This is a genomic window from Marilutibacter maris, from assembly GCF_006546735.2.
GTDB lineage: Bacteria > Pseudomonadota > Gammaproteobacteria > Xanthomonadales > Xanthomonadaceae > Marilutibacter > Marilutibacter maris.
This window is the reverse complement of record NZ_VICD02000145.1, coordinates 1-9,454: the sequence shown is the minus strand read 5'-3', so window position 1 is coordinate 9,454 and position 9,454 is coordinate 1. Positions and strand designations below refer to the sequence as shown.

General features: G+C 68.5%; 8 protein-coding genes and 1 pseudogene. 4 read left to right on the top strand and 5 right to left on the bottom strand.

The window, feature by feature from the left end; translation table 11 throughout:
* Positions 1-1,541 (bottom strand): annotated as a pseudogene (locus tag FKV24_RS09190) (RHS repeat protein); the annotation flags it as partial.
* Between the two features lie 574 nt (positions 1,542-2,115).
* Here FKV24_RS09190 and FKV24_RS09185 point away from each other — a divergent pair.
* Entirely contained in the window at positions 2,116-2,835 is a 720-nt protein-coding gene (locus FKV24_RS09185) for a spondin domain-containing protein (RefSeq protein ID WP_141482166.1), read from the top strand.
* Between the two features lie 65 nt (positions 2,836-2,900).
* On the opposite strand, the gene pip is transcribed toward FKV24_RS09185, so the two are convergent.
* Entirely contained in the window at positions 2,901-3,842 is a 942-nt protein-coding gene (pip, locus tag FKV24_RS09180; protein ID WP_111267137.1) for a prolyl aminopeptidase, read from the bottom strand.
* Positions 3,843-3,886: 44 nt separating this feature from the next.
* A complete protein-coding gene (gene prmC / locus FKV24_RS09175; protein ID WP_141482165.1) occupies positions 3,887-4,726 on the bottom strand; it encodes a peptide chain release factor N(5)-glutamine methyltransferase in 840 nt (279 codons plus the stop codon).
* A gap of 277 nt (positions 4,727-5,003) precedes the next feature.
* Here prmC and ahpC point away from each other — a divergent pair, with 277 nt between their 5' ends.
* The 3 genes from ahpC to oxyR all read left to right on the top strand — a co-directional run bounded on the left by ahpC (position 5,004) and on the right by oxyR (position 8,550).
* Complete coding sequence (gene ahpC / locus FKV24_RS09170; protein ID WP_141482164.1) at positions 5,004-5,567, top strand: alkyl hydroperoxide reductase subunit C; 564 nt, start codon at positions 5,004-5,006, stop codon at positions 5,565-5,567.
* A 346-nt stretch (positions 5,568-5,913) separates the two neighbouring features.
* Positions 5,914-7,536: an alkyl hydroperoxide reductase subunit F gene (ahpF, locus tag FKV24_RS09165; protein ID WP_141482163.1), complete on the top strand. Its 1,623-nt coding sequence runs from the start codon at positions 5,914-5,916 to the stop codon at positions 7,534-7,536.
* 81 nt (positions 7,537-7,617) lie between these two features.
* On the top strand, positions 7,618-8,550 hold the full coding sequence (gene oxyR, locus FKV24_RS09160; protein ID WP_111267141.1) for a DNA-binding transcriptional regulator OxyR: 933 nt from the start codon (positions 7,618-7,620) through the stop codon (positions 8,548-8,550).
* A 50-nt stretch (positions 8,551-8,600) separates the two neighbouring features.
* On the opposite strand, the gene FKV24_RS09155 is transcribed toward oxyR, so the two are convergent.
* Positions 8,601-9,044, bottom strand: a complete 444-nt coding sequence (locus FKV24_RS09155) for a VOC family protein (RefSeq protein WP_111267142.1) — start codon at positions 9,042-9,044, stop codon at positions 8,601-8,603.
* 79 nt (positions 9,045-9,123) lie between these two features.
* Positions 9,124-9,454, bottom strand: a 331-nt coding sequence (locus FKV24_RS09150; protein WP_141482162.1) for a helix-turn-helix transcriptional regulator, incomplete at its 5' end; no start/stop codon positions are given.

Here is a 9,454-nt window from a genome sequence, read left to right as displayed (position 1 = left end):
GAACCCTTCTGCAACCGCAGCATCTTGCCTTCGTTGTAGCGGTAGCTGTTGCCGAAGGTGTAGCGGGTCCAGCTGCCGTCCGGCGCGGTCACCGTCGTCACCTTGGTGCCGGCGCAGCTGTCGTCGGTGCATACCGGTGCTTCGCAACCGTTCTGGTTCTGGCAGACCGGATATCCGCCTCCGCTTGGCGGGTAGGACCACGAGATGTCGCTGAAGTAGGCGTAGTTCCAGGTGTTGGTATCCAGCCCCGGCCCACTGACCTGCTTGCGGCTCAGCGTGTAGGCATCCCAGTTAATCGGGTAGTAGGCGACATCGTCGTTGGGATCGTTGTCCGGCAGGGAGTAACCGCCGCACAGTGCTGGCACGTTGGAGCGGCCATGCCGGAGGACCGACATGGTAAAGACGCCAGTGGCGCCGGCCGGATGGGTGATACTGCCGACAATAGGGGTCGCATTCACCGCATCGCCGGGATCGAAGCAACTGCGATAGAAATCTCCGGGCTCCCGGCTCTTGTGGTAGCCGAAGCCGGCTTCGCTGAAATCGACGAAGTCGATTGCCCAGCGGCTGTCGTCGGGCAGTACCACGGCGGTGAGCGTGCTCTTCAACTGGCCGCTACCGACGTAGGCATACTCGTACCGCCAGGTCCTGGAGCCATCGTTGATGCTGGCGATATGGCCATCGCCGTTGTAGCCCAGGGTAATCGCGCGGCCGTCGCTGGCATTGATCGCGGTCAGGCGCGTCCGCGCGTTGTAGGCATTGGTGTAGGTGTAGGTGACCCAGTTGCCGAAGCGGTCCTCGACCCGGGTCGCATACAGCACGTTCCTGCGCCGCGGCAGGTAGATCGTCAACCCGCTGTTGTTCTTGTCCCTCAGCGGGGTTTCGGCATGTTGTGCCATCCAGTCGAACCAGTAGCGGGTGCCGTCCGCGGTGGTCGCGAGGAAGCCCTCGCCGCTACCGTTCTTGATCGTCGCCAAGCAGCTGAACCAGGTCTGGCCATCGGTGGTCCAGCGCCAGGGACCGCCGTTCGCCGGGCGGGTGGTCGAAGCGCTGCCGATCAGCATTTCGCCGCCCCCGGGCAGGCTGGCGTTGTGGCCTTGCCAATAGTCGTTGGGCTGGAAGTACTTGTCGCTGACCTGTACCGCTGGCGGCTGCGCAGCGCCACTGCAACGCTGGTCGTGCCAGGTGGTCGCGAACACGCCGCTGATCTTCGGCACGTCCAGGTCCCAGTCCGCGAACGCCAGGTCGTAACCGTCGACACCCGGATGGCCGACGCTGTGATTGTCGATGCCGTAGCGGCGCCCCACCGCAACCGGCAGCGCATTGTTACCAGGCACGCTGACGTCGGTGGCCGAGAACGACAAGTTACCGGTGTAGAGGTCGACGTTGTCGCCGAACAGGTCCGGGCCCAGCGCGGTGATCGCCGAGCGCTTGTCGATCAGCTTGTCGTACTCCTCCCAGAGCGCCTTGCCCTGTTCCTGCGCGGAGCCCGCTCCCGCGACCGTCAACAGCATGGCGGCCAAGGTCCATTGCCTGATTTTCATTCGGCTCAATTCCTTCCGTTGCAGCCACGACCGGCCGCATTCCCTAGAATCCCGCTTCCTGACACACTCCAACTTAAAACTCGAAGTGTGACGCGAGTCATATCATCAGCTTCACAGCCATGCAAGCCATGGAACCTCTTGCACGACCTGATGCCAACGCAAGACACGTGTTGAACCGCAAGCACCGACCGCCCTGGAGAGCCCGCTGGCAATAGACCGAGAATGCCGTACCCCACTCTCATGGATTGAGATCTCCGGGCACTCATTCCTTAACTTCAACTTCGTATCGCCCGGACAGAGGCGGACAAGCGACGGCGATGGCCGCTCCACTGGAGGGGCTTCCTGACAGACTCTCGAAACAAAGATCGCCAAAGGACTCTTGCGGGAGGGTTCGCTCCGTGCCCACATGCAGGCATGCAAACGACACGCCGGTAATGGCGACAGCCGGACGTAACCTTCGCCACCGTCCTGCGTAGCGGGCCAGTGGCGCCCGCGGTTCCCCCGTCCCCCACGAGCCGCGCGCGTCCTGCCGGCGCCGACGCCGGCCGTTCCCATCCGGACGGAGGAACCCTTCATGAGCAAGTTCCGCAACACGTTCCACTGCAGGATCGCGGCCATCGGCATCGCCGCGGTCGCACTGGCCACCAGCCTGCCGGCAGCTTCGCGCGGCCCCCAGCACGGCCGTCACCACGGCGGCATCCACTACCAGGTCGAGGTCGTGAACCTGACCCGCGCGCAACAGTTCACGCCGCTGCTGGTGGCGATCCATCATCCGTCGGTCGATGTATTCGAGCCCGGCGCCCCGGCCCTGCCCGAACTGGCGACGCTGGCCGAAACCGGCAACCCGGTGCCGCTGTCCGACCGGCTCGACGCCACCCGGGGGGTGAGCGCGACCGCGCGCGGCGATGGCCTGACCGCGCCCGGGCAGAAAACCGCGATCGCGATCGACGCGCCGACGCCCGGCTACCGGATCAGCCTGGCCGCGATGATGATCCCGACCAACGACGGCTTCGTGGGACTGGACGCAGCGCGTCTGCCCGCGCCCGGGCGTTCGGTCAGCTACACCCTGTACGCCTACGACGCCGGCAGCGAACCCAACGACGAGTCCTGCGCCTCGATTCCGGGACCGGACTATCCCGAGTGCAACGGACCGGGCGGCAGCGGCGCGCCGGAGGCCGGTGCCGAGGGTTTCGTGCACACCCACAACGGCATCCACGGCATCGGCGACTTCGATGCCGCTGAACGCGACTGGCGCAACCCGGTCGCGCGGGTGACCATCCGCGCCCGCTACTGACGTCGGGCACGGAAACGAAAGAGCCCGGCCAGGGCCGGGCTCTTTCATCGGATGCCTCGCGCGCCTCAGGCGAAGCGATCGGTCGCCGCGACCAGGGCGTCGATGTTCTCTTCCTCGAACGCCGAGTGGCCCGAGGCCGGGGTGATCACCAGCTCGGCCTTGGGCCAGGCCTTGTGCAGGTCCCAGGCGTTCTGGACCGGACAGACCACGTCGTAGCGGCCGTGGACGATCACGCCGGGAATGTCGGCGATCTTTCCGGCGTCGCGCAGCAACTGGTCGTCGACCTCGAAGAAGCCGCTGTTGACGAAGTAGTGGTTCTCGATCCGCGCGAATGCCAGCGCGAAGTGCGGATCCTCGTGGCTGGAGGCGAAGTCGTCGTCGACGTGCAGGAAGCTGGTCGCGCCTTCCCACACGCTCCAGGCCTTGGCCGCGGCCAGGCGGGTCGCCTCGTCCTCGGAGGTCAGGCGGCGATGGAACGCCGAGATCAGGTCGTGGCGCTCGACCGTCGGGATCGCCGCGACGTAGCGATCCCAGGCTTCCGGGAACAGCCGCGACGCGCCTTCCTGGTAGAACCATTCCAGCTCCCAGCGACGCAGCATGAAGATGCCGCGCAGCACCAGCTCGGTGACGCGCTTGGGATGCTTCTCGGCGTAGGCCAGGGCCAGGGTCGAGCCCCAGGATCCGCCGAACACCTGCCAGCGGTCGATGCCGAGCCGGCTGCGCAGCTTCTCGATGTCCTCGACCAGTTCCCAGGTGGTGTTGTCGACCAGGTCCGCATGCGGCGTCGAGCGGCCGGAGCCGCGCTGGTCGAACAGCACGATGCGGTACTTGGACGGGTCGTGGAAGCGGCGCATCTTGGCGCTGCAGCCGCCGCCCGGGCCGCCGTGGAGAATGACGACGGGCTTGCCGTCGGGATTGCCGCACTCCTCGAAGTAGAGCGTATGGCGGTCGTCGACTTCGAGCTTGCCGGAGTTGAAGGGCTCGATCTCGGGGTAGAGCTTGCGCATGCAGGGTCTCGCTTTGCAGGTCGCGCAAGTGTAGCGGCTGCAGGTTAAAGGACGTCTTCACCGCTCGCGCGGCGGCCGAACGTGACCCGGTCGCGTCGCTCCAGGTCCTGCGCGGTCGCGACCTCGACCAGGCCGGCGGCGGAGAGGATTGCGCGCACCGCCTCGCCCTGCTCCCAGCCGTGTTCGATCAACAGCCAGCCGCCGGGCTCGAGGCAGACGCCGGCGCCGGCGGCGATCTCGCGGATCGCGTCCAGACCGTCGGGGCCGGACGCCAGCGCGGTCAGCGGTTCGGCGCGAAGATCGCCTCGGCGCAGGTGCGGGTCGTGGTCGGCGATGTAGGGCGGGTTGCTCGCGATCAGATCGTAGCGACGGCCCGCCAACGGCGCGAACCAGCTGCCGTGATGGAAACGCACGTTGCCCACGGCCAGCTCGGCGGCATTGTCTCGGGCCACCGCAAGCGCGGCGGCGCTGGCGTCGACCGCGTCGACCCGCGCCCGTGGCCGCTCCAGCGCCAGCGCCAGCGCGATCGCGCCGCTGCCGGTGCCCAGGTCGGCCACCGCCAGATCGGCGTCGGCCGGCAGCCGTTCCAGCGCCAGTTCGACCAGCCGTTCGGTTTCCGGACGCGGGATCAGGGTGTCCGCGGTGACCCGCAGCTCGAAGCGCCAGAACCCGCGCCGTCCGGTCAGGTAGGCCACCGGCTCGCCGGCCCGGCGGCGCGCGAGCAGGGCCTCGAACGCCGCCTGCGCCTCGGCCGCCGGCTCGTCGTCGCCATGCGCGTACAACCAGCTGGCCGGACGCCCGAGCGCATGCGCCATCAACGCCTCGGCGTCGCCGGGCTCGGTGTCGGCGCGGGCGGCGCGCAGCAGTTCGTCGATACGGGGCATGCGGGGCGTGTTCGCGGATCGAATCGGATCGGGCGCACATCCTACCGCCCGCCCGGGGCCGGCTGCGGTGACGCAGACGCTTCACCTGGAGCAGGGAGGATGAGGGCGGCGGCGCTGCCGCATCGGCCTGCGAATCGGATTAATAGATTATAGCTATTGGTTCAATTCGATCAATCAACTTGATTGATTAATAGCCGATCCCTAAGCTCTCCCTATCGCGATCCGGCCCCCGCCGGTCGCACACGACCCACCCCACAGACCATGAGGATTGATCCTGATGTCGCTTATCAACACTGAAGTCCAGCCGTTCAAGGCCACCGCGTTCCAGGCCGGGGAGTTCGTCGAAGTCACCGACGCCAGCCTCAAGGGCAAGTGGTCGGTCCTGATCTTCATGCCGGCCGCCTTCACCTTCAACTGCCCGACCGAGGTCGAGGACGCCGCCGAGAACTACGCCGAGTTCCAGAAGGCCGGTGCCGAGGTCTACATCGTCACCACCGACACCCACTTCTCGCACAAGGTCTGGCACGAGACCTCGCCGGCGGTCGGCAAGGCCCAGTTCCCGCTGGTCGGCGACCCGACCCACCAGCTGACCCGCGCCTTCGGCGTGCACATCGAAGAGGAAGGCCTGGCCCTGCGCGGCACCTTCATCGTCAACCCGGAAGGCGTGATCAAGACCCTGGAGATCCACGACAACGCGATCGCCCGCGACATCTCCGAGACCCTGCGCAAGCTGAAGGCCGCCCAGTACGTCGCCGCCAACCCGAACGAGGTCTGCCCGGCCAAGTGGAAGGAAGGCGAGAAGACCCTGGCGCCGTCGCTGGACCTGGTCGGCAAGATCTGAGTCGGCAAGATCTGAGTCGGCACGGTTTGAGTCGGCACGATCCGACCGGACCCGCGCCGGTCCACCGCGTCGTTCGCGACGCGATCGCAATACCGCAGTAGATCCACGCAGTACCCGGGCGGCGACGCGATCGCGCGCCGCCCGTCTTCTCGCCCTCGGGCGACGCGGCAACCCGAAGTGCCGCACGGAGCGGCCCGGCACTCCCCCGCCGGGCCGCCCACCCGGACGCCAGCGGTTCGGCGGCGTCCACGTTCGACGAATGTCCGCCGCGTCCGGGCGATCCCCCTCTCTCTCCCTCCCGGACGCGCGGCATTCCCCTCCCCCCTCTGCTCCCGGAGCCGTTGTCATGCTCGACGCCGCACTCAAGACCCAGTTGAAGGCTTACCTCGAGAAGGTCACCCACCCGATCGAGCTGGTCGCCTCGCTCGACGACGGCGCCAAATCGCAGGAACTCGACGCGCTGCTGCGCGACATCGCCGGACTGTCGGACAAGGTCACCTGCTCGCGCGCCGACGACGACGCACGCCGCCCCTCGTTCGCGATCCGCCGCGCCGGCACCGACATCGAAGTCCGCTTCGCCGGCCTGCCGATGGGTCACGAGTTCACCTCGCTGGTGCTGGCGCTGCTGCAGGTCGGCGGCCATCCGCCGAAGCTGTCGGACGAGGTCGTCGCGCAGATCCGCGCGATCGAGGGAGAGTTCCAGTTCGAGACCTATTTCTCGCTGTCCTGCCAGAACTGCCCGGACACCGTTCAGGCGCTGAACGCGATCAGCGTGATCAACCCCAGGATCCGGCACGTCTCGATCGACGGTGCGCTGTTCCAGGACGAGGTCGAGGCCCGCCAGATCATGTCGGTGCCGACCGTGCTGCTCAACGGCGAGCCCTTCGACCAGGGCCGGATGACGGTCGAGCAGATCCTCGCGAAGATCGACACCGGCGCCGCCGCCCGCGCCGCCGAGCAGATCAAGGCCAAGGACGCCTTCGACGTGCTGGTGATCGGTGGCGGCCCCGCAGGCGCCGCGGCCGCGGTCTACGCCGCCCGCAAGGGCATCCGCACCGGCGTCGCCGCCGAGCGCTTCGGCGGCCAGGTGCTGGACACGATGGCGATCGAGAACTTCATCTCGGTGCCGTACACCGAGGGTCCCAAGCTCGCCGCCGCGCTGGAGCAGCACGTGCGCGAGTACGATGTCGATGTGATGAACCTGCAGCGCGCGACCGCGCTGGTGCCGGCGACGGAACCGGGCGGCCTGATCGAAGTGCGACTGGCCGGCGCCGATGGCGAACCGGGCCCGTCGCTGAAGTCGCGCTCGGTGGTCCTGTCCACCGGCGCGCGCTGGCGGCAGATGGGCGTGCCCGGCGAGGACCAGTACCGCAACAAGGGCGTGGCCTACTGCCCGCACTGCGACGGCCCCCTGTTCAAGGGCAAGCGGGTCGCGGTGATCGGCGGTGGCAATTCCGGCGTCGAGGCCGCGATCGACCTCGCCGGCATCGTCGCCCATGTCACCCTGATCGAGTTCGACGCGAAGCTGCGCGCCGACGAGGTCCTGCAGCGCAAGCTGCGCAGCCTGCCGAACGTCGACGTGATCGTCAGCGCGCAGACCACCGAGGTCCTCGGCGACGGCCAGAAGGTATCCGGCCTGAGCTACAAGGACCGCGACAGCGGCGACCTGAACCGGCTGGAGCTGGAAGGCGTGTTCGTACAGATCGGGCTGCTGCCCAACACCGAGTGGCTGAAGGGCACGCTGGAACTGTCGCCGCGCGGCGAGATCGTGATCGACGAACGCGGCCAGACCAGCGTCCCGGGCGTGTTCGCCGCCGGCGACGCCACCACGGTGCCGTACAAGCAGATCGTGATCGCGATGGGCGCCGGCTCGACCGCGGCGCTGAGCGCCTTCGACCACCTGATCCGCAGCTCGGCGCCGGTCGAATCCGCGGCGACGCAGGCGCTGACCGAAGCCGCCGTCGCATGACCCGCGGGGTCCGCTCTCCCGGACGGACCCCGTCATTGTCGAGAAGGGCGCGCACCGCGCGCGCCCGGGAGGAAGACCGCCGTGAACCTGCGTGACCTCAAGTACCTGGTGGCGCTGGCCGAGCACAAGCACTTCGGTCGCGCCGCCGCCGCCAGCTTCGTCAGCCAGCCGACGCTGTCGACCCAGATCAAGAAGCTGGAGGACGAGCTCGGTGTGGCCCTGGTCGAGCGGGCGCCGCGTCGGGTCATGCTGACCCCGATCGGACTGGAGATCGCCGAGCGCGCCCGCAAGGTGATCGCCGAGGTCGAGCAGATGTCCGAGATCGCACGGCGCAGCCAGGATCCCGAGGCCGGCTCGGTGCGGCTGGGCATGTTCCCGACCCTCGGCCCCTATCTGCTGCCGCACGTGGTGCCGCACCTGCGCGAGCGTTTCCCGCGGCTGGAGCTGCTGCTGGTCGAGGAGAAGACCGACCAGATCCTCGCCCGCCTGCGCGATGGCCGTCTCGATGCCGGCCTGCTCGCGCTGCCGATCCACGACGAGCAACTGCACGTCGAGCCGCTGTTCGACGAACCCTTCCTGCTCGCGGTGCCGCGCCAGCACCCGATGGCGACGCGCAGCCGACTCGCCCTGCACGACCTCGACGAGCTGCACCTGCTGTTGCTCGAAGAGGGCCACTGCCTGCGCGACCAGGCGCTGGACGTGTGCCGCATGGCCGGCGCCGACGAGCGCGACGGTTTCCGCGCGACCAGTCTGGAAACCCTGCGTCAGATGGTCGCCTCCGGGGTCGGCATCACCCTGCTGCCGGTGCTGGCGGTGCAGCCGCCGGTACCGCCCTCGCCCGACATCCGCCTGCTGCGGTTCGACAGCGATCCGCCGCACCGGCGGATCGCGATGGTCTGGCGCAAGAGCTCGGCGATGGGCGGCTTCCTCGGCAAGCTTGCCGAGGAGTTCCGCCAGCTGCCGCCGGCGCTGCTGCAGCCGCCGCCGGCGGGGCCGGACACCACCCTGCCCTGAGCGGCCCTCCCGCTGGGCGACAAGGCGACGACTCGCGCCGCCAGCCCCGCTCAGCAGGGATCGCCGATCCGCTCGAAGCGCCGCTGCATCTCCTCCGGAGCGACCTCCTCGATGCTGTGGCCGATATTCCAGCGATGCCCGAACGGGTCGCGGACGACGCCGGAACGCTCGCCGTAGAACATGTCCTTGGGCGCCATCACCAGATGGGCGCCGTGGGCGAGCGCGCGTTCGACCACCGCGTCGGCATCGTCCACGTGGATGTGCAGGGTCACGCTGGTCGCCGCGTCCGGGTCCGGGCGGCGGATGCCGTACTCCGGATACTCCTCGCTCAGCATCAGGGTGTTGCCGCCCAGCGAGACCTCGGCATGGCCGATGCGGCCGCCGGGTTCGGTCAGGCGGAACAGCTCGGTCGCGCCGAAGGCGTCGCGATAGAAGGCGATCGCCCGTTCGGCGTCGTCGACACAGAGGTAGGCGAACAGTTCGTGTACGGCCATGGCGGAACTCCTGTCGGATGCGGGTTGCCAGCATCCGCCGGCATCGGGCCCGGGTATTGAAGGAAATTGACCCGCCGGCTCAACGCGGAAGATCCGAACGCGGAACATTCACCGGCAGGTGCTGGGGACGGACCGGCCGCGCCGCGCGGAACGTCCGGGGCGTCACTCCGGCCAAGGCGTGGAACTCGCGCTGGAAGTGGGCCTGGTCGCTGTAGCCGACGGCCTGCGCGATCGCGGCCAGCGCCTCCCCGCCGGCGAGGCGATGCAGGGCGTGCTGGAAACGCCGCACCCGCGCATAGCGCTTGGGCGCCAGTCCGACCGCCTCGGAGAACCGGGCGATGAAATGGCGGTGACTGTGGCCCGAGGTGGCCGCGGCCTCGGCGACCGTGGCGCCCCTCGCCAGCGCCTGC